The organism is Pseudomonas sp. CBC3 (assembly GCF_037967085.1).
GTDB lineage: Bacteria > Pseudomonadota > Gammaproteobacteria > Pseudomonadales > Pseudomonadaceae > Stutzerimonas.
This window is the reverse complement of record NZ_JBANEO010000004.1, coordinates 191,320-215,113: the sequence shown is the minus strand read 5'-3', so window position 1 is coordinate 215,113 and position 23,794 is coordinate 191,320. Positions and strand designations below refer to the sequence as shown.

Below are 23,794 nucleotides of genomic sequence, written 5' to 3'. Positions count from 1 at the left end.
CCAATCGGCCCCGGCTCTGACACAAGGCATATCGATGAAAAAACTTGCGATCTTGTTCGTTCTCGCCGTGGCCATTGGCGTCCTGATCGATTGGCGTAGTACGGCTGAGCCGGCGCCCGCCTCCGTAACGCCTGAGCTACCGGTCGCTAAATTATCCGCACCGACCCAGACAAGAAGCCTCTCGCCAGCCCAACCGACGGTGCAAACCCAGGCAACCCACCGCCTTCCGGCCTCCTTCGCCGGCACGGAAGTCGACGGTCGACTTCGAACGGATTCCCATGGCGAGCTGATAATCGACGGCGATATCCGTCGTGTCTTCGACTATTTCCTGGCCTCGATTGGCGAGGAGTCGATCGACGCCAGCGTTACCCGCCTGCGTCGACATGTCGAAGAGCAGCTTTCGCAGCCCGCCGAAGGCCAGGCACTGCGCCTGCTGGGCCAGTACCTCGACTACAAACGGCAACTGCTAATACTTGAAAAGGACCATGTGCTACTGGCCGATCTGAATGCCATGCGTGAACGCCTGAGCGCGGTTCGGCTGCTGCGTGCCGGGATATTCGACGGCCACGTCCATCAGGCATTCTTCGGCTCGGATGAAGCCAGCGATAGTTTCACGCTGGGAAGGCTGGCGATTCGACATGATTCAACGCTCGATGCCGCAGCGAAGGGAGCCGCCATCGACCGCCTGCGAGACAGCTTGCCGGCCGACCTACTGGTTACGCTCGTTCCGCAGCTGCAGGCTGAGCTACGCGAGCAGACACAAGCGTTACAAGCCAGCGGCGCCACTGCAGGAGAGCTGCGCCGGCTGCGCCAGCAAGTGGTGGGCAGCGCTGCAACCGAGCGCCTGGAAAAGCTCGATCAAAAAAGACAGCAATGGCAGCAACGAGTGGCAGCCTATCTCGAAGAAAAAGCCCTTGTGGAAAATAGCCGTGGCCTTGGCGAGACAGAAAAACGCGCCGCTATCGAGCGCTTGGCCGCAGAGCGTTTCGATGAAAACGAGCGCAAGCGCCTGCTGGTTGCTGAACATTCAGTAGTCGAACGCGACTAGCAGCTTCTGGAAAAACAGGATGGCAAAGCGCTCAATTGGCGGCGCTTTGCGGCCCACCTTCGAGCAGATAGCGCTCGCGCGTATAGGCCAGGTAGTACTTGTTCACCGCGTTGACGTAGCTGACCACGCCCATACCCATGGTTTCCATGGCGATCCGTTCGACCTGAAAAAACCATTGGTCAGGGTTCAGCCCACGTCGGCGGGCCTCGGCCCGCATGCTTTGCACCCGCTGAGGCCCCATGTTGTAGGCAGCCAGGACGAACGCCATGCGTTCGCGTTCGTTCAGCCTGGGGCTGGCGAAGAATTCGCGACGGATCTTGGCCAGGTACTTCGCGCTGGCCAGCACGTTGTTGTCCAGCTTACCGATATTGCTAACGCCCATGCTTCGCGCGGTGGCCGGGGTGACCTGCATGAGCCCAGTAGCACCGGATGCGCCCCGAGCCGCCGGGTTGAGGGTCGATTCCTTGAATGCCAGGGCGGCCAGGTTGAGCCAATCCATATCCTGCTGATGAGCATGCCGCTGTAGAGTCGGACGTACCTTCTCCAGACGCTGTCGCCCGACGCGATCAAGTGGATACTGCACCCGGTAGAGACGCCGATAGACCCGAACGAAAGCAGCGTCCTGGTTATCCGGTGCACTGTAGCCCTTGAGAAAGCGGTCAACGTTTGCGCGCAACGTGCTCGCTTCCTTGCGCATGAACCAATGCATATCGGCGCGCTTACCCAGCGTCAGCTGCGATTCGATGCGCAGCTTCGGCAGCACTTTTGCCCAGCGTTCGGCGATGGTCTGCTCGACCACGGTCGCGGGGTAGACGCCGGCCTGCACCATCTCCAGCACATCCTCCACAGCAAGCGTTGGGTCGACCCACTCGACTGCAATCGGCGCACGCCCAGCCTGCATCAAGCTTTGGTTAATGGCTTCCAGCGCAGCGCCGGCAGCGCTGCCAGCCGGCAACGCCAGACTGCGCCCCGACAACTGTTCGAAGCTCTTATAGCGATGGCCGCCCTGTCGGCCCACCAGCACCATCGGAACCTCGTCGACAACAGCCCGACTGCGACTTACCCTGCGCATCGCTCCAAGATCGAGGAGCTCTCCAGGTGCAACCAGATCACCCTCGCCTCTTTGCAGCGCGCCAAGCAATTGGTCTTTGGCTTTCGGAATGATTTCCAGGGTGATCGAGCCCTTCGAACCGCGATTGAGAAACTGCTCGAATGCACGCAGACGCACATATTCGACACCGATGGCTTCGCCCTTGACCTCGCCCGAGCTGTTGCGGCTCTGATTGACCAGCACACGCAACGTCCCGCTGCGGCGAATCTCGGCCAGATCGCGTACCGTCTCCGTCGGCTGCCATGCCTGCGGGCCAACCACGCGCGCAGCGGCTGGCCAGGATGCAAGCATCAGCAGACACAGCAGGGACAATAGGCGGATCATTTAGGCTTATGCGCTCGAACGGAACAAAAGCAGGGATGGGCCACCCCTGCCGAGAGGTGGCGAAGGTTCTCACAGGCGTTGCTGAGCCGCCAGCGATAGCTTTCAACTAGCATTAGATAACGAATCTAATCTATTGATAGATAACGTTATATTTTCATCTTATAAGCGAGACAGTTTCATGCAACTTGTCGACATCGGCGTCAACCTGACCCACCCGAGCCTATCCCGCGACCCACGCGCGATCCTGGATCGCGCCTACGCGGCCGGCGTCGCACAGCTGATTTTGACGGGCACCAGCATCGATGAAAGCGAAGCGGCTTTGGCGCTCTGCCGCGAACTGGATGAAAGCCGGCAACGCTTGTTTTGCACGGCGGGCATTCATCCTCATGATGCAAACCAGTGGACCGCTGAAACCGCCACCCAACTCAAAGGTTTACTCGGCGAGCCGGAGGTTCGGGCAGTCGGTGAGTGCGGCCTGGATTTCAACCGCGACTTCTCCCCTCGCGCTCAACAGGAGCGGGTTTTGGAAGAGCATCTGCAGCTGGCGGTGGAGACCGGGCTGCCGGTGTTTCTTCATGAGCGCGACGCCGATCAGCGCCTGGTAGAAATCCTGCGACCTTTTCGCGATCAGCTCAGCGCTGCGGTCGTGCATTGCTTCACCGGGGAGAAACGTGCCCTTTATGCCTACCTGGATCTCGACCTGCACATCGGCATCACCGGCTGGATCTGCGACGAGCGTCGCGGCACCCACTTGCATCCACTGGTTCGCGAGATTCCTGCAGCACGACTGATGCTCGAAAGCGATGCGCCCTACCTGCTGCCCCGTACGCTGCGGCCCAAACCCAAGGGTGGTCAGAACGAACCCGCCTTTCTGCCGGAGGTTTTGCGTGAGGTCGCCCGCCATTGCCGCGTAAGCGAAGAGAAACTGGCTGCCTCCAGTACCGCGTGCGCCCAGACGTTTTTTGGTATTTCGTATCTGGCTGAGCCTGTACAGCCCTAAAGCCAGACGTTGTCCTGCCGTTATAAGAACTGGTTCTCAACGTTTAGCAAACACCTCCTGCCACTACATAAGAAGCGCGCTCATGGTTCTTTGGATTCGCGATCTTTCCCTGAAGTACAAATTCTGGGCCCTGAATATGGTGACCTTCGTCACCACCCTGTTGCTGGTGTTGTTCGCGTTACAGCTCGAGCAGCGGGCACGCAGCCAAGATGCGCAGACCAGCGCCCAAGAAATGGCCAGCGTGCTGCAGAGCTGGCCGCAGGAAGGCGCGGTTGCGCGGCACCCTGATCTACAGGTGTTTACGGCAGGTCAGCCGGTAGTCATCGAAGGCCAAAGCGTCGCGCCGCGCCAGGGCTGGGTGGACGTCGATCACGACCGTTTTTTCGCGACCACCCCGGTCATTGGCGCGCAGCTGATTGCCAGGCCAGGCGGCGAACACCTTGCGGTTCTGGCTCGCACACCCAGCGTCTTGGAACTGCTGAAGGAGCACTTCTTCAGCTACGCGCTGGCGGTCGCTGTGCTGATGTTGGCGTTGCTAGCGGCTTCGCAGGTGATGATTCGCTTCCTCCTCAGCCATCTCAACACCTTGAAAGACGTCATGCTGCATGTGGAGCGCAGCGGTGATCTTGCCGTACGAGTACCGCTGGAAAGCCGCGATGAAGTGGGACAGATGGCCGCCGCGTTCAATGCCATGCAGGCCGGCTACCAGCGCATCGTCGGTACCGTGACCCAGGCTGCGACACGCCTGGATGAAGGAGCCAGTCGCCTGGCTTCGAGCATGAGCGATGTTCGCCAAGGCATGCTCGGCCAGAAGAGCGAAACCGATCAGGCGGCTACCGCGATCAACGAAATGACCGCGACCGTCCACCACATCGCCGATCACGCGCGGGAGACACGTGATCAATCGCAGCATGCCGACCGCCTTGCAGGAGACGGGCACAGTGTCGTGACCCGCGTCGAACGCTCCATTTCCAGCCTGTCCAAAGGCGTCCAGCAGACGGCTGAGACGATCAGCCAGCTTGCCGCCGACAGCCAGAAGATCAACGGCGTCGTCAGCGTCATTCACAGCATCGCCGAGCAGACCAACCTTCTCGCGCTGAATGCCGCCATCGAAGCGGCTCGTGCCGGCGAGATGGGTCGCGGCTTCGCGGTGGTCGCCGATGAAGTGCGCAATCTGGCCAAACGCGTACAAGTGTCGACGGACGAAATCACCCAGATGATTGCCGGACTGCAGGCGATGACCCGCGATGCGGTGGAATTCATGCAGGAAAGCTCGTTGAAGGCTGATGATTGCGTGAACGAAGCTCGTGAGGCAGGACTGGCGCTGGAAGCGATCACCGCGGCTGTGGCGCAGATGCGTGAGAGCAACACGCAGATCGCGGATGCCGCCGAGCAGCAGAGCGATGTGGCCGAAGAGCTCAATCGTTCGGTGACCGGCATTCGTGACGTCACCGAACAGACCGTCACACAGACCGCCGCGTCGGCTACCACCAGTTCCGAGCTGGCGGCACTCTCTGGAGAGCTGAGCAAGGCGATTCAGCAATTCAAGCTGTGACAAATCCTCGCCGGCGCAAGATCAGCTTAACCTTGCGCCGGTGATGGGCCGACAGCTGACAGCTCTCAGCAACCTCCTCGACGGCCCATTTTTTGAGGCCGCCCCTGAAAATCGGTCAGCCAAACACCGTTACCGTCTGACGACTCAGCGCCACCAGTTCACCCTCGGCTGTCCAGAGTGCCGCAGCACAATGACCGTAGCCATCCTGGGCATGCTCGATCACCGCGCGATAGCGACACCATTCGTGGGTGTCAAACTGCGGTACCGGCTGGATGAACTCAATGGTCCATGTCAGCGAACTGCCAGGTGCGAAGCGCTTCAAATGCGACAGTGGCGCTGGCGGCCAGGCGTCCACCAATGCCAGCAGATGCGCGACAGTTACAGGCTCGCGTTCGACTTCACCGCGCAGCCGCACCCAACCGCCCATTTCGCGTGAAGGATTGCCACTGAACGGCAGCCCACCGATACCCCAACGCATCGCCAGATAACGTGTAAATTCCGGCGCCACGCCTGGAACGTAGGGCAGCTCCTGACACTCATCAACCGCCGGCATCGCTGGTGCTGGTTCCGCAGCCACCCGAATGGCCGATGTCCGCGCCGCGCCGAAACTCCCCTGGATGATGGTCACCACCTGGCCGTCCTGCACAGCTCGCCCAAGCACCTGGCTGACAGCCTTGCCCTCGCGCAGCACTTCAGCCTCGAAACTCACCGGGGTATCAACCATCAACGGGCCGACGAAGGTAATAGCCAGCGAGCGTACCGGCCGACCTTCCGGCACCTGCGCCTGCATGGCCTCGTAGACCAGCGCTGCAACCAGCCCGCCAAAGCCGGCACGACCCTGCCCCCATGTGGCGGGTACGATAAGGTTGTTCGGGTTTTCACGCACGGCTTGTATCAACTCGGAAAGGGTCATGCCCACCTCGGCTTGTTCTTATCAGTCGGTCATCTTATCGCCGACACGCGAGTAACGGCATGCGATTGGCATTCGGTGATAACGCACCATCGCGCATCACTATCGTTCGGGCGAGGCTGTTCTTCTGTTTCTGCCGATACCGGAGCGCCACGGCAGCTGACGTCTCACCTTTGCAAGAGCCGCTTGCATCGCGCTTCTGTCAGCCGGACGGCCGGCATAACGAGCCATCTCATAGAGCCGCGAAAAATCGAGAATCGAACCGGCGGCTACCGGAAGCTGATGTGCTGCACGCTCGGCGAAATCCCGCGCGCCCTCGCCCGCCTGTCGCTCGGTACCATGACGAGCCAGCAACCGTTCGAAGCGGCGAAACAGACGCAGCTGCGGGTCGCGCTCACGCCGCCAGGGTTTCAGCAGCATCAAGGCCAGGATCATCATCAACACAGCGGTTGTGATGACCGTCAGCAGCCCGAGCCTGCGTTCGTCGAGTTTGCCGAACAGACCTTTCAGAGCGTCCAGCTGGCGTTCGCCCTGATAGCCGAGCACCCAACGTTGCCAACCATAGTTGAGGTTGTCCCAGCCGAATCGCAGCTGGTTCAGCCAGCCAATATCACGATATCGCCGCAGCGCCAGCGGGGAATCATCGAGAAGCGCGTCTTCCTCAGAGAGCGCTTGCTCCAGCCCCAGCTCGATGCGTTCCGGCGCCACCTGGAATGTTGGATCGACCGTAATCCAGCCGCGATCCGCAATCCAGTATTCGACCCAGGCATGGGCGTCGAGCTGACGAACCGACAGATAATTGCCTGATGGGTTGATCTCGCCGCCCTGATAACCTGCCACCACCCGGGCCGGTATTCCAGCGGCGCGCAAGACGAAGGTCATCGCCCCGGCATAGTGAATGCAAAAGCCGTTCAGCGTATCGAACAGAAAGCCGTCGACGATATCGGCGCCGACCGATGAAGGCTGCAGCGTGTAACGATAAGGCTGTCGATTGAAATGCTGAAGGAGCGCCTGCACGACGGCTTCGGGGTCCGAATGCTCACGGCGCAACGCCGCAGCCCAGGCATGACTGCGCGGATTGCCTTGCGCGGGAAGCTGTAAGGCGCGCTCCAGCGTGGCGGGCTCGGCGGCGGGTTCGCGCAACGACTCGGGCCACGAGGTCGCCTGGTAAAGCAAAGCCTGATGAACCGGGCGCGGACGCTGCAGATGGAAATCGGCCATCAGTTGAACGTTTTCGGCATCGACCTGGGCCACGTCCAGCGCGTAGAGCCATGATCGGCCACTAGGCTGCATGACGACGGAGTAACTCACCGCAGTGCCGTCGGGCGTCCACTCAGGCGCAGGCGAAAACTGCGATGCGAGCGACTGGGACCAGCGCCGGCCATCGAAGCGCTCGAAGGTGACGGCCCGCCAGTACAGCTGGTCCCGCTCTGGAATCGGACCGTCGAAGCTGGCCCGGAATGCCAGCTCGGAGGACCGGCTCAGCTCGGCAATATCGCCAGGCGACATGCTGTCGGAAAGCCCGGTCACACCGCGATCCTTGGGCTGCGGCAATGACCAGAGCGGTCCCATGCGTGGAAACAGCACGAACAGCACAAGCATCAGCGGTATGGCTTGCAGCAGCAACGATCCGGCCAGACGCAGCGTCGGCCAAGGGTGAGTATCGGAACTGCTCTGCTGCAGGCCGATCATCGCCGCCAGCAGCGCGGTGACCGGCAGCAGACTGTAGAGCCCGGCCGGCAGGCTGTCGTTGAACAGGTAACTCGTTGTCACGGCAAAGAAGCCGAGGAAGATCAGCACCCAGGCATCGCGCCGGCTGCGCATCTCCACCAGTTTGAGTATGAATGCGGCAATCAGCAGCACGACGCCGGAGTCGAGCCCGATCAGACTACCGCGTGAAAGGTACACCCCGCCGCCCACGCCGATCATCATCAGCGCTTTTACCCAGCCTCGCGGATAATGAGCGCGCATGCGGAAGATCTGCACCCGCCAACTGGCACAGGCCAGCCAGAGGCCGATGATCCACAGCGGCAAATGGCCGAGATGCGGCAGGATCACCAGCACCTGCGCAACCAGCAGCCAGATCAACCCGTTTCGTGGAATGGTCTGGAGCGTGCTCATTGGCGGCACTCCCGTTCCAGGCCGAACAGCGCCAACTCGCGCAGGCAACGATTTCGGTGATCGACTCCCGCGTCTGGACCGATGGTTGTCGCGGATATGCGCAAAGCGAAGGGTTGCTGACGTGCCGACAACTCGACGACCCAATGGCAGAGCAGCGACAGCCGCGCCTCGAGATCGCCGTCGAGCGCATCCAGATCGAGCAGCGGTTCCTCCCCGAGCAAAGCGGTGAAATCCTTGACCAGCAAGCCCTGCCCACGGGAATAGGCCTTCCAGTTGAGACGTCGCCGTGAGTCGCCCGGCTGCCAGGGCCTGAGCCCCTGGTAATCGTCAATGCCAGGCCCCGATGCGCGGCTTCCCTCACGCTCTTCTTCGGCCGCCCCGCCTGTTTCTGGCAGCTCGCCAACCGCAGGGCGGGGATATACCAGCGCGGCCAGCTGCAGGTCGATCCAGCTCCAGGCCACCAGAATGCCCAGTGGGAAGCGGCTCTCGACACGCAGGCGCCCGGGCCGCAGCCAGCCACGGCGTTCGGTCGTCAGGTTCAAGTCGACCTCGCAAGTTCCACCCGCCGGCACGTCGACCACTTGCATACCGCTTTTCGGCCATCCCAGCGCGACCGCCTGATAGAGACGTCCGCGGCTTTCCAGCCTGACCTGCAGGCGCGCCTGTTCACCGAGAAAAACGGCCTGCGAGCCGCCAGCATGCAGCGTGAGCCCTGCCAGATTGCGCCAGGTATGCAGGATCGCGACCATGTAGACCGAGCCGAGCAGGAACGTCAGCGCATAGGCGAGGCTGTTCTGGTAATTGATCGCCGCAACCAGCATCAGCAGCAAGGCCAGCAAAAGGGTCATGCCCACCGGCGTCGGCATGATGAATATTCGCCGCTGGTCGAGGCGCATGCTCGGGCCCGGCGGAATGCGCTTCAACAACCAGCGATCACGTAGCCGCGGTAGTAGTCGCATGCTGATCCTTTGCGCAATTGCTGCGATTGCCCATCAGAGCGCTGGCACTTCGCGCAGCAGCCACTGCACCAGCGCGCCGCCGCCATGACCGGTGGCATCGGCACGCTCGCGCAGGCGATGGCCGACCACGGACGGCAGCACGGCCTGCACATCTTCCGGTATGGCGTAGTCGCGGCCATCGAGAAAGGCCCAGGCGCGTGCCGCGGCCAGCATCGCGAGACTGCCACGCGGCGACAAGCCCCAGGCGAACTGTGGTTGCGTGCGGGTGGCCTCGACCAGCCGCAGAACGTAATCGACCAATGCATCGCTGATTCGAACCTGCGCCACCGCAGTCTGAATTTCCACCAGCGCGGCGCGGTCGAGCAGTGGCTCTAGCCGAACGAGCAGGTCGCGGCGCGAATCGCCCAGTAGCAGCGCCTTTTCTGCGGCTTTAGCCGGATAGCCCAGCGACAGCCGCATGAGGAAGCGATCCAGCTGCGATTCGGGCAAAGAGAACGTACCGCCAGAACTGACCGGGTTCTGCGTAGCGACGACGAAGAAAGGATCGGGCAAAGGCCGCGTGGCGCCTTCGATGGTTACCTGTCCTTCTTCCATGGCTTCGAGCAATGCGCTCTGGCTTTTGGGCGTGGCCCGGTTGATTTCGTCGGCCAGAATGAGCTCGGAGAAGATCGGCCCCGGATGGAACGCGAATTGGCCAGTGTCCTTGTCGAATACCGAGGTGCCGAGGATATCGCCCGGCAACAAGTCCGAGGTGAACTGGATCCGCTGGAACTCCAGTCCCATTACCTTGGCGAGGGCGTGGCTGAGGGTCGTCTTGCCCATGCCCGGCAGGTCCTCGATCAACAGATGCCCTCTTGCCAGCAAACAGGCCATGGCCAACCGCACCTGTGATTGCTTGCCAAGCAGTATCTCATTCACCGCCCGCAGACAGACGTCCAATCTAGTGCGCATGCCGTTCTCCTTCTGTTCGTCCAGCGATGCTACTGACCCGGCACGCTCAGGCAAAGCCAGCTGCAATCTTTGTTGACGAAGTTGTGATCCGGCACCTGATCAGACCCAGCGGCGATAGGACGACGCCAGCCAGCAACGCGCGCATGTTGGCGTCAGATCGAGATTCGAGCCGACCGGCACGTCGGCTCAGAAGAGAATGGGTGGCAGCCATAAAAGCTGCCACCGGAAGTGCTGTCAGCGCCCCGCCCGCGATTCACGCAGGTAGAAGCGAGCCTTCTTGGCCTTTTCGACGCAGCCCTGAAACGCCTCGAATTGCTGTTGGGTCTTGGCGCCGGTCAGCAGAGCCATCGCCTTGGAATAGCTCACGGTGCCGGCGAAGCCTTCCGCTTCCGCGAGGCTCTGCTCTTCCCAGGCTGCGTTCAGTTGCGATGCGCAGTTATCGCGATACGCGGTTTTCGCGGCGCAGCCTGTAAGGGCCAGCGCCAGAATGGACAAACAGATCAGATTTTTCATCGCTGCATCTCTCAATTGTGCTTACCTGCGGCGCTCACGCAGGAATTCGACCACGGCGTCCTGCTCTCCCGCGAACTCGATTCGGGACGCTTTGCTCTCGCGCTGGTAGGCATACATAGGATCGTAATATTGCCTCAGCAATGCCTCGATCCAGCCGCGATGCAGATCGACCGAGCCGCTAGTGGCCTGCTCGGCAAGCGCCTGTTCCATGATTGCAGCCAGTTGCTTGTAGCTCTCGCCACCGAGCCGCTTACTGATATTGACCAGACTTTGCCGCAAACGCTCGGCGAATGCTGTGAAGCCCTCCTCGCCCTGCTCATGGATGAATTCGGCACAGAGATCGATCACATAGTCCTTGAGGATCCGTTCGACCCGCCCCTCGATGCTGTCTTCCAGCCACACCAGAGGATAACGCTGCATGCCCTGGAACAGCGGCAGCGGGATCGAGCAGCGTCCCACCAGCCGCGCCTCGTCTTCGAGCACAAACTGCCTGGCACCGGCGTGCTGCAGCTTCAGCAAGCGAATCGCCAGTGCGTTCTCGAAATCGATCTGCGCCGGTTGCGGCGTGGCGCGCTTGCCAAAACTCGAGCCTCGGTGATTGGCGATGCTTTCCAGGTCGACGCTGTGGTCCAGGCGCGCCAGTACTTCGGTCTTGCCGGTACCGGTCATGCCACCCACCAGCACGAAATCGTCGTGCGCCGCCGCATGCTCAAGCGTATCGAGCAGAAAATGGCGCATCGCCTTGTAGCCGCCGGTCACGCGCGGATAGTCGATTCCCGCCTCGGTCTTGAGCCATTGCTGGACCAATTGCGAACGCAGCCCGCCACGGAAACAGTAGATGTAGCCCTGCGGATTGTTACGTGCGAAGTCGGCCCACGCCTGGATGCGCTCGGCCTTGAGTTTCCCACTGACCAGGCGGTGACCGAGTTCGAGCGCCGCCTGCTGGCCGTGTTGCTTGTAGCAGGTGCCGACTTTCTGCCGCTCGACGTCGTTCATCAGTGGCAGATTGACTACGCCCGGGAAAGCGCCTTTGGCAAACTCCACGGGCGCACGGGCATCCATCATCGGAACATCGTTGAGAAACAGTTCGCGAAAGTTGTTGGTATCGCTGCGCATCAACAGACCTCGACCGCAAAGGCGCCGGCATCGACCAACTCGCCGATCGGTTCCAATGCCAGACCGAGCTCGGCTGCGACCGAGAGGAATTCCGCCTCGCCTTCGGGCGCCACCGCCACCAGCAGTCCACCACTGGTTTGCGGGTCGCAGAGCAGTTGCTTGTGCGCTTCATCGAGCGTGGCGATGCGGTCGCCATAACTTTCGAAGTTGCGCCCGGTGCCACCGGGAACGCAGCCCTGCTCCAGGTAATACTCGACGCCTTCCAGACGCGGCACACGGGCGTAATCGATGCGCGCAGTCACGCCGCTGCCATCGGCCATTTCCACCAGATGCCCGAGCAGGCCGAAACCGGTGACGTCAGTCATGGCGCGAACGCCCGCGAGCTTGCCGAAGCGGCTGCCTGGCCGGTTGAGCGTGCACATCAGATCACGCGCCCGGCCGACGTCTTCGTCCCGCAGCTTGGCCTTCTTTTCCGCGGTGGTGAAAATGCCGATGCCCAGCGGCTTGGTCAGATAAAGCTTGCACCCGACCGACGCCGTATCGTTGCGCTTCATCTGGGCTTTGTTCACCAGACCGGTAACCGCCAGGCCGAAGATCGGCTCGGGCGCGTCGATCGAATGGCCGCCGGCCAGCGGAATTCCTGCTGCATCACAGACGGCTCGCCCTCCAGCGATCACTTCGCGGGCCACTTCCGGCGGGAGCAGGTTGACCGGCCAGCCAAGAATCGCGATGGCCATCAGTGGATCACCGCCCATGGCATAGATGTCACTGATCGCGTTGGTAGCGGCAATGCGGCCGAAATCGAACGGATCGTCGACGATGGGCATGAAAAAATCAGTGGTCGACACCACGCCGCGCTCTTCGTCGATGCCGTACACGGCGGCATCGTCACGCGAGGCGTTGCCGACCCACAGGCGCGGATCGAGATTCTGCGCGCCACTGCCGGCAAGGATCACATCCAGCACCTTCGGGGAAATCTTGCAGCCGCAGCCGGCACCATGGCTGTACTGAGTAAGGCGGATGGGTTCGCTCATCTGGAAAGGCCCTCATGACGCTGGCAAAACGGGCGCCGATTGTAGCAAAGGCCGGAGCCGCCTTCGCTGCGCCGCGAGGGTGATGTTTTCGTTGCACGCTTGGCTTTAACTTGAAGCTTGCGGCATGAAGCTTGAAGCTATTGCCCCTGCCATAGGGAGAATCGCATGGGCAACAAGGTCGCACTGGTACTGGGGTCGGGTGGCGCGCGCGGTTATGCGCATATCGGGGTCATCGATGAACTGACGGCGCGGGGCTATGAAATCAAATGCGTCGCAGGCTGCTCGATGGGTGCGGTGGTTGGTGGAATCTACGCAGCGGGCAAACTGGACGAGTATCGCGATTGGGTCGAAAGCTTGGATTACCTGGACATGCTGCGCCTGGTCGATCCAAGTTTCAGTCTCGGAGCGATACGAGGTGAAAAGATCTTCGGACGTATTCGTGACATGCTGGGCTCGATCAACATCGAGGATCTGCCGATCCCCTTCACAGCCGTCGCGGCCGACCTGACCAACCAGCAGGAAATATGGTTTCAGGAAGGCAACCTGGAGCAGGCGATGCGCGCCTCGGCAGCCATCCCAAGCCTGTTCACGCCGGTCATGCAGGGCAACCGGATGCTGGTGGACGGTGGCATCCTCAATCCGTTGCCGATCGTGCCGGTGGTTTCCGCTCACTGCGACATCATCATCGCGGTCAACCTCAACGCCAACAACCATCGGCAATACCCGCTGCCGGAGGTAATCCGTCCGGGTCGCTTCGATGCGATGGTCAACTCGATCAGCTCGCACATTCCGTTCTGGCGCAGCAAGGGACTGGAAGAGCAACTTGCAGAGCTTCAGGCTGCGGAAGAAGGCGATGGCACCCAGCCGCCGGCAGCGCCCACCGGGCAGAGCGCGCCGAAATCGGCAGAAGGATCGATGGTCGTGGATGTGGGTAGCCCGGCGTCCTTGCTGGAGCTTATCAACCAGAGCTTCGAAGTCATGCAATCCTCGTTGACGCAGTACAAGATCGCTGGTTATCCGCCGAACGTGCTAGTCAACATTCCCAAGCGCGCGTGCCGTTTCTATGAGTTCTACAAGGCGCCGGAGCTGATCAAGCTGGGTCAGATCGTCGCCCGAGACACGCTCGACAAGTACGAGGAAGAACAGCTTTAGTCACCGCTGATCGCCCTTTCAGCGAGAGTGCGTCTGATCGAATCCACTGCCCGGCAGCTTTTCCGGGCTAGCGGCTTCCGGCACTTCCTTGATCAACCAGTCACCCAACAGGCTGTAGGCAACCGCCAGCAGCGTCGGGCCTAGGAACAGGCCCATGAAACCGAACGCCAGTACGCCACCAAACACGCCAAGCAGCACGACTACCAACGGCAGATTACCGCCCCGGCTGATCAAATAGGGCTTCAGCACGTTGTCCACGCCGCTGATGATGAACATGCCCCAGACACCGAGAAACACTGCCATACCGTACTGGCCCTGCCAGGCCAGCCAGGCCACCGCCGGCCCCCACACCAGTGGCGGAACCATCAGAAAGCTGAACGCGAAGGTCAGCAGGCCGAGAATCAACGCGCCTGGTATGCCGGCAATGCTGAACCCCACATAAGCGAGAATCGCCTGGGCAGCGGCCGTACCGATCACACCGTTGACGACACGCTGTACCGTACCGGCCACCAACTCCAGATAATGATCGGCACGGTCGCCAATCAATCGATGCAGCAGGCTGTGAATGAAAGCCGCGAGTTTCGGTCCGTCCCGATAGAAGAAAAACACCAGCACCAAGCTGAGCGCCAGTTCCAGCATCCCACCGCCAATGCGTGCACTGCGCACCAGCATCCAGTTGCCGACCTGGCCGATGTAGGGCCGAATGGTGGCGAAGAAGGCCGTGCCCTGTTCGTCCAGGGTGTTCCATAGCGCTAACAAACGATCGCCTATCAGTGGCAACTCACCGAGCCACTCGGGGGGCGGCGGCAAGCCTTGCATCTGAAGGTTGTGCACCAGCACGTTGACCTCTCGAATGTGGTCGGCGATGTTGAAGCCCAGCCACACCAGCGGCACCGCTACCGACACCATCCAGCCAAACGTCAGCAGCGTTGCGGCGAGCGTAGAGTTGCCCTTCAACCAGCGTGTCAGTACGCGCATGATCGGCCAGCTCGCGAACGCCAGCACCGCTGCCCAGAACAACGCAGAAGCAAACGGAGCCAGCACCCACACACAGGCACCGAGCAGTACCAGGAGCAGAATCTGCACCAGCAGACGATCGTTGTTGAGCATCAGGTTACCTATCGAAAAAAACGTGGCGCGAGCAAAGCGCATCGGGCAGTGCGCCATTGCAGTCTGAAACGCCCTTCAGCGCAACAGTTTGATTCGCAAGCCACTCTCTTCGGACACTTCGGCCTCCAGGCGTCGCGCCCGGATTCGCTCCTGCGTCAAGGCTTCATGCCACTCCGCCGCCCCCTCGCCCTCCAGTGCCACTCGGATAGTGCTGTCGAGCCGCAGCACATTGGCCAGCAGGGCGCCCCACTCCGCAGTGGGTTCTTGAGGCAACCGCGGCAGCCAGAGCTCGCCGGTACTCTTCAATTGGCGCAACAACGTTGCTGGATTCGGCAAAATGACGCCAAGCGTCTCGTAGGGACTGAACTGTTCCACTTGCAGATAAGGGCGACCATTACCACGGGTGATGCCATAAAGCGCCATGAAGCGATCGGAATCGCCAGGCAGGCGCGCCAACAGATAAGCCTGTCGGGCATCGGGGCCATAGAGCGTCGAGCGCTCGAATATCTCATTGGCCCATAGACTGCTCGATCCACACTCGCGCCCTTCGCACCAGAAGAGCAATTCGGCACCGCTTTCCAACAGGCTATTGCGCGCCCGCTCGAATGCTTCGATACCGGTATGGACCGCCGGTAACAGGTAAGTCACGGCCGTCAGTTGGCCGCTCGCCGTAACCTGATCGCTCATCCGCAGGCGACCGCTGATTCGCCGAATCGAATCCAACGGGTAGGTCCGCTCCAGCACCGGCTGTTCCATGAACGCCACGATCTGCGCCTGCGGATAGCGTGGCAGCGAATCGAAATCCCGGCTACCAGGAAGGTCAGCAGCGCTCACCACACCGGCAAAAGCTCCCAATGTGAAAACCCATGCAGCTCGCATACCGGCCCTCAACGAATCACACCGCAAGCTTCTAGACATTCGGGTGCGCTTCTGAGCAGCTGCGTGCAAGAAGACAGGCCGAGTTCATCGAGCACAACGGATACCGTGTGGCCTTGGGCTTGGTGTGTATGGATGGCAATCATGGGTGGTCCCTGCTGAGGCGATTGCCCAGCCTCACCAGTTGGCAAAAGCAAGTCAAGCAAGGCTTTGCGACAGATTCTTGCGTAACTGCGCTACCGCCTGAGTCAAGACGCGAAGAAGGGATTGAAAACAGCCGAAACCGCTTCGGCACCTGCCTGATCATCCAAGTGCAGATGGTGCCCGCCGGGCAATCGATGCAACGTGAACGGCAAGGAATCGCATAACTCAAGCGTTTCGGGCCGGGTCATCAGCCCCTGCTCCGCCAGGATCAGGCTGGCCGGACAGGCCACCCGCTGAGCGAATGCCAGCGCGTGCGCACGCGTCAAGCGCATTGGGGACGGCAGCATGAGCCGGGCATCAGTACGCCAGGTATAGCCACCCGGAACCGGCATCAACCCCCGCAGGGCAAGGCGCTCGGCCGCCTCCAGGCTGACCGCTCCGACACCTTTCATGCGCGCCGCGACAGCCTGTTCGAAAGTGGCATAGACCGGTTTGCGTTTCTCATCGACGGAGAGCAGCGCCTGCAACGATTCGCCGAGCTTCTGCGGCGCGGTGTCGGCCTCACCAGTAAAGGGGATCACCCCATCGATCAATGCCAGACGCTCGATTCGATCGGGCATGGCGCCGGCCAATAGCACCGACACAATCGCCCCCATCGAATGACCCAACAGGGAGAACTGCTGCCAGCCGAATTGCTCGGCAGTCTGCAGCACGTCGTGAGCGTAATCCCAGATGTTGTAGGCGGCACCGACCGGACGATGATCGGAATGACCATGTCCCGGCAAGTCCAGCGCGACGATACGGACGCCGTTCAGCAACGGCGCCAGACGGGAAAAGGTAGCGGCATTGTCCAGCCAGCCGTGCAACGCAATGACTGGCCGACCATCCTCTGGACCGTAGAGATGCGCCGCGACTTCGATATGCGGTAGGCTCAGGCGAATCTCTTCAAACACGACAGTCATGCGGCACCTCTTCTGTTCAGATTGCTCCAGCGACTGAACAATTGTTTGAGCAAAGCCGCCGTATCGCTCGGATATTCGAGCGGAAACATGTGCCCACCGGGCAAGGTATGCGACTCGCCATGCGCAACCAGCCGAAGCAGATACGCATGATGCGGCAGCACCACCCGGCTTTGGCTACCGCGCACCACGGCAAGCGGAATCTTCAGAGCATGCGGCCAGCCAGGCGTAACATGCGGCACGCTGCGGTAGATACGGATTTCTGTTTCGGGGTCGAAGCGCAAACGCAGCCCATCAGCGGTTGGCTCCAGTCCATGCTCGACGTAGGCGTCCAGGCACTCTGGATCGAATGCACGAAACAACGTCTTGCTGGCGAAATATTCCCGCGCTTCATTCACGCACCTGAACGCCTCGCGGCGGCCGATGGTACGACCCGCTGGAGTGAGCCGATCAATGAAGCCGAAACGCTTCGCCACCCAGATCAGGGTCTGATCGAACCAGGTCGTCATCGGCGAATCGAGCATGACAACCCCGCGGTAAAGCTCGGGACGTTGCAAGGCGGCGTGATAATGCAGCATGCCGCCCAGCGAATGACCCACGCCCCAGACCGGCTCGTTCAGCGCCGTGAGCTGTTCGATGAGTTCCTGCACCAGGTTCTGCCAATTGTCATCCACCGGAAAGCGCGGATCATGACCGTGCTGGTCAAGATGAGTAACGGTGTACTCCGGCGCCAAGGCGCCGAACAGCTTGCGATAGGTGCCCGAAGGAAAACCGTTGGCGTGCGCGAAGAAGATGCGTTGCGTCATGGGCTCGATGCAATAAGTGAAAGACAGCTATTTTCTGGTCGCCTTCCCCTTACGGCAAACGGCCTGAGCGGCAGAACTCAAGGCGGTCCTGCCAAACAAGGCATTTATGACGCTTCTGAGGGCCGAGGGCTCTTCTCACCCACCGGCACGACAGCTACGGTCAGCCGGGAAATGCAGCTGAGCTTGCCGTCATCGCCACTCAGACGGATATCCCAGACGTGGCTGGAACGCCCCAAGTGAACAGGACGGCAGATCGCCGTGACGCGACCGCTGCGCAGCGCGCGGATGTGGTTGGCGTTGACTTCGAGGCCAACGCAATAGAATCGGCTCGGATCGATGCACTGGAAGCTGGCCATGGAGCCCACGGTTTCGGCGAGTACTACCGAGGCGCCGCCATGCAGCAAACCAAAGGGCTGATGGGTTCGTGAATCGACCACCATGCTCGCGGTAAGGGACTGGTCGTCGACCGCTTCGAAACGAATGTCGAGCAGTTCGACGATGGTGTTCTGGCGGTTTGCATTGAATTGATCGAGGTCGGGGGGACGATGCCAAATGCTCAAGTGACGCTCTCCGTGGTTTTTTATTCGAGATATTCAGGGGTGACGTAGCGTGCAAACGCCTTGGTTCATTCGGGATGCCGTAGCCCGGCAAGGCGCATCGAGCCCGTCGCAAGATGATCACCTTCCAACTCGGCCAGACTGGCCGTGGCCATGGACAGCGGCGCATCGCGATGGCCACTGACCAGCCAACCGCCCAATACACCAACGAAGGGCTGGTGAGTCACGAGCAATAAATGCTGCTCGATACGACGGTCGAGATAGAGCATGGCATCCTTCGGGTCGGACTCCGGCGTCAGCCAGGGTACCGTTTCGACCGCTCCAGTAAAACCAAGCGTCTGACGGACAATCTCGGCAGTTTGCTGGGCTCGCTGGTACGGACTGACGAGGATGGCCTGAAGAGGTTGTCCCTGCAAATGACTGGCAGCATGCTCCACTTCAAGTTGGCCGGCCCCAGTCAGATTGCGCCCCGCATCGGTACGGGCTCTGGGCTCGGCCTCGCCGTGGCGCAGGAGCCACAGCTTCATGGCTGCGGCTCCTGCTTCGGGGTCTCGGGCGCGACAGGCGATGCCGTTTCAATGTCAGCGGGACGCGGCTTGGGCCAATCCGACATCGGCCACGGCTTGCGATCGGTGTTGAACGTGCCGAAGCGACCTATTTGCGCCACGTATTGGCTGAGACTGTCACCCAACTCTTGCAGGCTCACGTTGACCTTACCGTTTACCGCCCGCAGGACCAGCTGCGCCACCACGATAACCAGCAGCACCAGCTCGGCCACTTGCCAGACAAAAAAGAAAAGCAGCATCCAGATTGCGCGCAAGATCAGCGACTCACGCTCCGCGCTGCGTTGTGGTGTGTTCATCCATACCTCCGGTGTCGTTGTCAGAAGCCATCAGTGGAGATGAAATCCACGTCGGTCTTCGGCTCGCCGCGCATCAGCAGCTCGATTACCTGTTCCAGCGTACGCCCCTCGAACAGAATGGCATGCAGCCCCGTGACCAGCGGCATGTACACCTGCAGCTCCTCGGCCTTGGTCTTCAATACCTTGATGGTGTTGACCCCCTCGGCAACCTCACCCAGTCGTGACACCGCCTCGTCTAGGCTCAAGCCCTCACCAAGCGCATGACCCACCTGAAAATTGCGGCTTTTCGACGAGGTGCAAGTAACGATCAGATCCCCGACACCCGCCAACCCCAGAAACGTCATGGGATTGGCTCCCAGCCTGACGGCAAAGCGCGTCATCTCGGCGAGCGCACGCGTGATCAGCATGCTACGTGTGTTCTCACCCATGCCGAGCGCGGCGGCCATACCGGCCATGATCGCGTAAACATTTTTCAGCGCGCCCCCGAGCTCGACACCGAATCGATCGGCACTGGCATAGACGCGGAATGTCCGCCCGTGCAAAGCCTGCTGCACGCATCGGCAGAGTTCCTCGTCGTGGCTGGCCACCACGGTCGCGGTCAGCGCATGCTCGGCCACTTCGCGAGCGAGATTCGGACCCGAGATCACACCGATTCGGGCCTGTGGAGCGATTTCTTCCAAGATCTGGCTCATCAGCATGAAGCCATTCGTCTCGATGCCCTTGGTCGTGCTGACCAGCATCTTGCCCGACAGCTGAGCGGCGAACGGCGTTAGCGCCTGGCGTAACGCGCTGGACGGGAGCGCCACGAAGACCAGCGAGCAATCCGCCAGCGTCTGCCCCAGATCAGTAACCGGACAGACCTGAGAAAGGATCGTCACGCCTTTTAGGTATCGAGGGTTCTGGCGCTGCGTGCGAATGCACTCGGCCTGTTCGGCATCGCGCATCCACAGGCGCACGCCGTGACCATTCTCGGCCAGTAGATTCGCAATGGCGGTACCGAAGCTACCGCCGCCAAGCACCGCAATGGGTTGCTGTTCAGTCATGGGGTATCCGTTTTGAGCCACCCGGTGGCAGTGCCGGCATTATACGTAGCCGTCAGCGCGCAGCCAGTGCAAAGCCCATCGTCATTCGAATCATTAGGTTACAGTTTCCAGCGAATATTGAGCCGACAGAAGCCGCTTTGTTCGGCTAGCTCTCGCTATCGTCATGACACTTTGTTCATCGGTCCATAACGGACAGAACGTCACATGGTCGTTGTCATAGATCAGGAGTGTTAAAGTATCGGCCCGTTTCTACCATGGTCTTCCTACGAGTTGGTCGAAACGAGCGGTATCCTTGGGCTGTGACTTTCAGCGCAGGGTGACAGTCTATGACTAGTCTTTATGATCGGACTCTTCAATCTCGAGTCAGATAAAAAGCAGCAAGCCCTCCATAAAGGGACCATTGAGGAATACGCATGACCAAACAACAGGCCTTTACTCGGGAAGATCTGCTCCGTTGCAGCCGCGGCGAGCTTTTCGGGCCCGGTAATGCGCAACTGCCCGCGCCGAACATGCTGATGGTCGATCGCATCGTTCATATCAGCGAAGTGGGCGGCAAGTACGGCAAGGGCGAGTTGGTCGCCGAGCTGGATATCAACCCTGATCTCTGGTTCTTTGCCTGTCATTTCGAAGGCGATCCGGTCATGCCTGGCTGCCTGGGCCTCGACGCCATGTGGCAGCTGGTCGGCTTTTACCTTGGATGGCAGGGCAACCCCGGCCGTGGTCGTGCGCTGGGTTCTGGCGAAGTAAAGTTCTTCGGCCAGGTCCTTCCGACCGCCAAGAAGGTCACCTATAACATTCATATCAAGCGCACCATCAGTCGCTCGCTGATCCTCGGCATCGCCGACGGCACCGTCAGCGTGGATGGTCGCGAGATCTACAGTGCCGAAGGTTTGCGCGTCGGCCTGTTTACCTCTACCGATAGCTTTTGAAGGACTTCCGCATGCGTCGCGTCGTGATCACCGGCCTGGGTATCGTTTCCTGCCTCGGCAATGACAAAGACACCGTTTCCGCCAACCTGCGCGCCAGCCGCCCTGGCATTCGTTTCAATCAGGCCTATGCGGACATGGGTCTGCGCAGCCAGGTCTCGGGTTCAGTCGATCTGAACCTTGAAGAGCTGATCGACCGCAAGGTCCTGCGCTTCATGGGCGATGCGGCGGCTTATGCCTATCTGGCCATGCAACAGGCATTGGAAGACTCCGGCCTCAGCGCCGATGACATTTCCAATCCGCGCATCGGTCTGATCGCCGGCTCCGGTGGCGCTTCGACCATCAACCAGATGGAAGCCATCGACATCCTGCGCGACAAGGGCGTCAAGCGCATCGGCCCATATCGGGTGCCACGCACCATGAGCAGCACGGTTTCCGCCTGCCTGGCTACGCCGTTCCGCATCAAGGGCATCAACTATTCCATCGCCTCGGCCTGCGCCACCAGCGCGCATTGCATCGGCCATGCTATGGAACAGATCCAGATGGGCAAGCAGGATGTAGTCTTCGCCGGTGGTGGTGAAGAAGAACACTACAGCCAGAGCTGCCTGTTCGACGCCATGGGCGCCCTCTCCAGCCAGTACAACGACACGCCGGAAAAGGCCTCGCGCGCCTATGATTCCAAGCGTGACGGTTTCGTCATCGCTGGCGGCGGCGGCATGGTGGTAGTCGAGGAGCTTGAGCATGCACTCAAGCGCGGCGCCAAGATCTACGCGGAAATCGTCGGCTACGGCGCCACGTCCGACGGCTATGACATGGTCGCCCCCAGTGGCGAAGGCGCGCTGCGCTGCATGCAGCAGGCGATGACCACGGTCGACGGCCCGGTCGACTATCTCAACACCCACGGCACTTCCACCCCGGTGGGCGACGTGGCCGAGGCCAAGGCCGTGCGCAACATGTTCGGTGACAAGATCCCGGCCATCAGCTCGACCAAGAGCCTGTCCGGCCACTCGCTGGGCGCCGCCGGCGTTCACGAAGCGATCTACTGCATGTTGATGATGCAGGGTAACTTCATCGCCGGCTCGGCGAACATCGACGAGCTGGACCCAGAAGTCGCCGACCTGCCGATCGTTCGCGAAACCCGCGAGAACGCTCAGTTCGACACCGTGATGAGCAACAGCTTCGGCTTCGGTGGCACCAACGCCACCCTGGTGCTCAAGCGCTGGAAAGGCTGATCGACCGAACAGCCGCAGTAATGAAAACGCCCCGATCAGCAAGCTGATCGGGGCGTTTTCGTTTGCACTTCAAAGCTTCAAGCTGAAGTAAATCGCAGGACAGTTCAGCTCAAGCCTTCGTCCGTCACTGCGACTGTATCGCCATGAGCCATACAGGACGCCGCTGTAAACAGCACGTCAGTGGATGAATTCAGCGCGGTTTCAGCCGAATCCTGCACCACACCGATGATGAATCCGACCGCAACCACCTGCATGGCCATATCGTTGGATATTCCGAACAGACTGCAAGCTAGCGGAATCAACAACAGCGAGCCGCCAGCCACGCCGGAAGCACCGCAAGCGCAGATAGAGGCGAGCAGACTGAGCAGAATGGCGGTAGGAATATCTACAACGACACCCAGCGTATTGACTGCGGCGAGGGTCAGCACCGTGATGGTGATGGCTGCCCCACCCATGTTGATGGTCGCGCCCAGCGGAATCGACACCGAGTAGGTGTCCTTATGCAACCCGAGACGTTCGCACAGCTGCATGTTGACTGGGATGTTCGCCGCCGAACTGCGCGTGAAGAACGCAGTGATGCCACTTTCACGCAGACAGGTGAAGACCAGCGGATAGGGATTCTTGCGAATCTGCCAGAACACGATCAACGGATTCACCACCAGCGCCATGAACAGCATGCTGCCAACCAGAACCAGTAGCAGTTTCAGGTAACCAGTCAGCGTCGAGAACCCGGACTCGGCAAGTGTTCCGGCTACCAGACCGAAGATGCCCAGCGGCGCAAAGCGGATCACCACCTTGACGATCAGCGTCACACCTTCCGACATATCGGTTATCAGGTCACGCGTGCTGTCACGAGCATGGCGGAAGGCAAATCCAAGGCCTATGGCCCAGGCCAGAATGCCGATGAAGTTCCCTTCGATAAGTGCCCGTACCGGGTTGTCTACTACGTTGAACATCAGCGTTTGCAGCACCGCGCCAACGCCCGAGGGCGGCACCACATCGTTCGCCTGGCTGGTCAATATCAGAGTCGTTGGAAACAGTGCGCTGGCTGTCACCGCTACCACAGCGGCGCTCAAGGTACCCAAGGCATAGAGAATCAGAATCGGCCGAATATGCGTCGGCTGTCCGCGTTTATGGTTGGCCAGCGACGCTGTCACCAGCACAAACACCAGGATCGGGGCGACAGCCTTCAACCCAGACACGAACAGATCACCCAGCAAGCTGACCGACTTTGCCGCTTGCGGAAACAACCAGGCCAGCAGACAACCGGCGATAAGCCCGACAACGATCTGCGTCACCAGACTGACGCAGTTATAAGCTCTGAAAAGACGGGTTGATAGGTTGGACATCACAGAGTCTCGGCGTAAGAGGCTGGAGCGAACCCAAGGCTTTCCTGGCACTGGAGCAGGCGAAGGTTCGAATAAAAACGCCGAATAGTACGCATCCTACGCCCATATGCCCAGCATTGAGACGAACCGAGGGCTG

At 60.6% G+C, this 23,794-nt stretch carries 23 protein-coding genes; 6 read left to right on the top strand and 17 right to left on the bottom strand.

Translation table 11 applies throughout. The annotated features are described in order from the left end of the window. Positions 1-34: 34 nt before the first annotated feature. Entirely contained in the window at positions 35-1,048 is a 1,014-nt protein-coding gene (locus tag V6943_RS17760) for a lipase secretion chaperone (RefSeq protein ID WP_340554904.1), read from the top strand. 31 nt (positions 1,049-1,079) lie between these two features. Here the strand turns inward: V6943_RS17760 and V6943_RS17755 are convergent, their stop codons facing one another. Beyond that, entirely contained in the window at positions 1,080-2,483 is a 1,404-nt protein-coding gene (locus tag V6943_RS17755; RefSeq protein ID WP_340554903.1) for an MltF family protein, read from the bottom strand. A 178-nt stretch (positions 2,484-2,661) separates the two neighbouring features. Here V6943_RS17755 and V6943_RS17750 point away from each other — a divergent pair, with 178 nt between their 5' ends. Next, on the top strand, positions 2,662-3,483 hold the full coding sequence (locus V6943_RS17750) for a TatD family hydrolase (RefSeq protein WP_340554902.1): 822 nt from the start codon (positions 2,662-2,664) through the stop codon (positions 3,481-3,483). Positions 3,484-3,565: 82 nt separating this feature from the next. Next, positions 3,566-5,038, top strand: coding sequence for a methyl-accepting chemotaxis protein (locus tag V6943_RS17745; RefSeq protein ID WP_197445127.1), 1,473 nt, complete (start codon positions 3,566-3,568; stop codon positions 5,036-5,038). Positions 5,039-5,153: 115 nt separating this feature from the next. Here V6943_RS17745 and V6943_RS17740 read toward each other — a convergent pair whose 3' ends face one another. The 7 genes from V6943_RS17740 to selD form a co-directional block, all read right to left on the bottom strand. Next, a complete protein-coding gene (locus V6943_RS17740) occupies positions 5,154-5,951 on the bottom strand; it encodes an acyl-CoA thioesterase (protein WP_197445128.1) in 798 nt (265 codons plus the stop codon). Positions 5,952-6,050: 99 nt separating this feature from the next. Further along, positions 6,051-8,069, bottom strand: a complete 2,019-nt coding sequence (locus tag V6943_RS17735) for a transglutaminase TgpA family protein (RefSeq protein WP_340554901.1) — start codon at positions 8,067-8,069, stop codon at positions 6,051-6,053. Further along, the gene (locus V6943_RS17730; RefSeq protein ID WP_340554900.1) at positions 8,066-9,028 is read right to left on the bottom strand and encodes a DUF58 domain-containing protein; all 963 of its coding nucleotides are present in this window, start codon (positions 9,026-9,028) and stop codon (positions 8,066-8,068) included. The genes V6943_RS17735 and V6943_RS17730 overlap by 4 nt, the downstream gene beginning before the upstream one ends. Before the next feature lie 33 nt (positions 9,029-9,061). Next, positions 9,062-9,979, bottom strand: a complete 918-nt coding sequence (locus V6943_RS17725) for an AAA family ATPase (RefSeq protein WP_340554899.1) — start codon at positions 9,977-9,979, stop codon at positions 9,062-9,064. A gap of 234 nt (positions 9,980-10,213) precedes the next feature. After that, positions 10,214-10,492 (bottom strand): hypothetical protein, encoded by a 279-nt coding sequence (locus tag V6943_RS17720; protein ID WP_131651521.1) that lies wholly within the window; start codon positions 10,490-10,492, stop codon positions 10,214-10,216. 21 nt (positions 10,493-10,513) lie between these two features. Beyond that, on the bottom strand, positions 10,514-11,608 hold the full coding sequence (gene mnmH, locus V6943_RS17715) for a tRNA 2-selenouridine(34) synthase MnmH (protein WP_340554898.1): 1,095 nt from the start codon (positions 11,606-11,608) through the stop codon (positions 10,514-10,516). Then, a complete protein-coding gene (selD, locus tag V6943_RS17710) occupies positions 11,608-12,642 on the bottom strand; it encodes a selenide, water dikinase SelD (protein ID WP_181104115.1) in 1,035 nt (344 codons plus the stop codon). The genes mnmH and selD overlap by 1 nt, the downstream gene beginning before the upstream one ends. A 165-nt stretch (positions 12,643-12,807) precedes the next feature. Between selD and V6943_RS17705 the strand changes: the two genes are divergently transcribed. Continuing rightward, positions 12,808-13,794: a patatin-like phospholipase family protein gene (locus V6943_RS17705; protein WP_340554897.1), complete on the top strand. Its 987-nt coding sequence runs from the start codon at positions 12,808-12,810 to the stop codon at positions 13,792-13,794. Positions 13,795-13,812: 18 nt separating this feature from the next. On the opposite strand, the gene V6943_RS17700 is transcribed toward V6943_RS17705, so the two are convergent. The 8 genes from V6943_RS17700 to V6943_RS17665 all read right to left on the bottom strand — a co-directional run bounded on the left by V6943_RS17700 (position 13,813) and on the right by V6943_RS17665 (position 20,151). Further along, positions 13,813-14,904: an AI-2E family transporter gene (locus tag V6943_RS17700; RefSeq protein ID WP_340554896.1), complete on the bottom strand. Its 1,092-nt coding sequence runs from the start codon at positions 14,902-14,904 to the stop codon at positions 13,813-13,815. A 75-nt stretch (positions 14,905-14,979) separates the two neighbouring features. Then, positions 14,980-15,783 carry a DUF4892 domain-containing protein gene (locus V6943_RS17695; RefSeq protein ID WP_340554895.1) on the bottom strand — a complete coding sequence of 268 codons (804 nt, stop codon included), beginning with the start codon at positions 15,781-15,783 and terminating at the stop codon, positions 14,980-14,982. Between the two features lie 245 nt (positions 15,784-16,028). After that, on the bottom strand, positions 16,029-16,886 hold the full coding sequence (locus tag V6943_RS17690) for an alpha/beta hydrolase (RefSeq protein ID WP_131651527.1): 858 nt from the start codon (positions 16,884-16,886) through the stop codon (positions 16,029-16,031). After that, positions 16,883-17,689, bottom strand: coding sequence for an alpha/beta fold hydrolase (locus tag V6943_RS17685; protein ID WP_131651528.1), 807 nt, complete (start codon positions 17,687-17,689; stop codon positions 16,883-16,885). The genes V6943_RS17690 and V6943_RS17685 overlap by 4 nt, the downstream gene beginning before the upstream one ends. Before the next feature lie 104 nt (positions 17,690-17,793). Then, positions 17,794-18,249: a hotdog fold thioesterase gene (locus tag V6943_RS17680; RefSeq protein ID WP_340554894.1), complete on the bottom strand. Its 456-nt coding sequence runs from the start codon at positions 18,247-18,249 to the stop codon at positions 17,794-17,796. 65 nt (positions 18,250-18,314) lie between these two features. Further along, the gene (gene sixA / locus V6943_RS17675) at positions 18,315-18,773 is read right to left on the bottom strand and encodes a phosphohistidine phosphatase SixA (RefSeq protein ID WP_340554893.1); all 459 of its coding nucleotides are present in this window, start codon (positions 18,771-18,773) and stop codon (positions 18,315-18,317) included. Continuing rightward, the gene (locus tag V6943_RS17670) at positions 18,770-19,108 is read right to left on the bottom strand and encodes a DUF4389 domain-containing protein (protein ID WP_340554892.1); all 339 of its coding nucleotides are present in this window, start codon (positions 19,106-19,108) and stop codon (positions 18,770-18,772) included. The genes sixA and V6943_RS17670 overlap by 4 nt, the downstream gene beginning before the upstream one ends. 20 nt (positions 19,109-19,128) lie before the next feature. Continuing rightward, positions 19,129-20,151: an NAD(P)H-dependent glycerol-3-phosphate dehydrogenase gene (locus V6943_RS17665; protein WP_181104121.1), complete on the bottom strand. Its 1,023-nt coding sequence runs from the start codon at positions 20,149-20,151 to the stop codon at positions 19,129-19,131. Positions 20,152-20,564: 413 nt separating this feature from the next. Between V6943_RS17665 and fabA the strand changes: the two genes are divergently transcribed. Continuing rightward, the gene (gene fabA / locus V6943_RS17660; RefSeq protein WP_045161538.1) at positions 20,565-21,080 is read left to right on the top strand and encodes a 3-hydroxyacyl-[acyl-carrier-protein] dehydratase FabA; all 516 of its coding nucleotides are present in this window, start codon (positions 20,565-20,567) and stop codon (positions 21,078-21,080) included. 11 nt (positions 21,081-21,091) lie between these two features. Continuing rightward, the gene (gene fabB / locus V6943_RS17655) at positions 21,092-22,309 is read left to right on the top strand and encodes a beta-ketoacyl-ACP synthase I (RefSeq protein ID WP_340554891.1); all 1,218 of its coding nucleotides are present in this window, start codon (positions 21,092-21,094) and stop codon (positions 22,307-22,309) included. A gap of 104 nt (positions 22,310-22,413) precedes the next feature. Here fabB and sstT read toward each other — a convergent pair whose 3' ends face one another. Further along, positions 22,414-23,658 carry a serine/threonine transporter SstT gene (gene sstT / locus V6943_RS17650; protein ID WP_340554890.1) on the bottom strand — a complete coding sequence of 415 codons (1,245 nt, stop codon included), beginning with the start codon at positions 23,656-23,658 and terminating at the stop codon, positions 22,414-22,416. Positions 23,659-23,794 lie beyond the last annotated feature (136 nt).

Bases quoted from the DNA above. Each gene is read 5' to 3' on its own strand.
- V6943_RS17730 (WP_340554900.1), bottom strand. From the start codon at position 9,028: ATGCGACTACTACCGCGGCTACGTGATCGCTGGTTGTTGAAGCGCATT.
- V6943_RS17690 (WP_131651527.1), bottom strand. From the start codon at position 16,886: ATGACTGTCGTGTTTGAAGAGATTCGCCTGAGCCTACCGCATATCGAA.
- V6943_RS17685 (WP_131651528.1), bottom strand. From the start codon at position 17,689: ATGACGCAACGCATCTTCTTCGCGCACGCCAACGGTTTTCCTTCGGGC.
- V6943_RS17755 (WP_340554903.1), bottom strand. From the start codon at position 2,483: ATGATCCGCCTATTGTCCCTGCTGTGTCTGCTGATGCTTGCATCCTGG.
- V6943_RS17720 (WP_131651521.1), bottom strand. From the start codon at position 10,492: ATGAAAAATCTGATCTGTTTGTCCATTCTGGCGCTGGCCCTTACAGGC.
- V6943_RS17695 (WP_340554895.1), bottom strand. From the start codon at position 15,783: ATGCGAGCTGCATGGGTTTTCACATTGGGAGCTTTTGCCGGTGTGGTG.
- sstT (WP_340554890.1), bottom strand. From the start codon at position 23,658: ATGTCCAACCTATCAACCCGTCTTTTCAGAGCTTATAACTGCGTCAGT.
- sixA (WP_340554893.1), bottom strand. From the start codon at position 18,773: ATGAAGCTGTGGCTCCTGCGCCACGGCGAGGCCGAGCCCAGAGCCCGT.
- V6943_RS17700 (WP_340554896.1), bottom strand. From the start codon at position 14,904: ATGCTCAACAACGATCGTCTGCTGGTGCAGATTCTGCTCCTGGTACTG.
- V6943_RS17750 (WP_340554902.1), top strand. From the start codon at position 2,662: ATGCAACTTGTCGACATCGGCGTCAACCTGACCCACCCGAGCCTATCC.
- V6943_RS17665 (WP_181104121.1), bottom strand. From the start codon at position 20,151: ATGACTGAACAGCAACCCATTGCGGTGCTTGGCGGCGGTAGCTTCGGT.
- fabA (WP_045161538.1), top strand. From the start codon at position 20,565: ATGACCAAACAACAGGCCTTTACTCGGGAAGATCTGCTCCGTTGCAGC.
- V6943_RS17670 (WP_340554892.1), bottom strand. From the start codon at position 19,108: ATGAACACACCACAACGCAGCGCGGAGCGTGAGTCGCTGATCTTGCGC.
- V6943_RS17705 (WP_340554897.1), top strand. From the start codon at position 12,808: ATGGGCAACAAGGTCGCACTGGTACTGGGGTCGGGTGGCGCGCGCGGT.
- V6943_RS17760 (WP_340554904.1), top strand. From the start codon at position 35: ATGAAAAAACTTGCGATCTTGTTCGTTCTCGCCGTGGCCATTGGCGTC.
- V6943_RS17735 (WP_340554901.1), bottom strand. From the start codon at position 8,069: ATGAGCACGCTCCAGACCATTCCACGAAACGGGTTGATCTGGCTGCTG.
- selD (WP_181104115.1), bottom strand. From the start codon at position 12,642: ATGAGCGAACCCATCCGCCTTACTCAGTACAGCCATGGTGCCGGCTGC.
- V6943_RS17745 (WP_197445127.1), top strand. From the start codon at position 3,566: ATGGTTCTTTGGATTCGCGATCTTTCCCTGAAGTACAAATTCTGGGCC.
- V6943_RS17740 (WP_197445128.1), bottom strand. From the start codon at position 5,951: ATGACCCTTTCCGAGTTGATACAAGCCGTGCGTGAAAACCCGAACAAC.
- mnmH (WP_340554898.1), bottom strand. From the start codon at position 11,608: ATGCGCAGCGATACCAACAACTTTCGCGAACTGTTTCTCAACGATGTT.
- V6943_RS17725 (WP_340554899.1), bottom strand. From the start codon at position 9,979: ATGCGCACTAGATTGGACGTCTGTCTGCGGGCGGTGAATGAGATACTG.
- fabB (WP_340554891.1), top strand. From the start codon at position 21,092: ATGCGTCGCGTCGTGATCACCGGCCTGGGTATCGTTTCCTGCCTCGGC.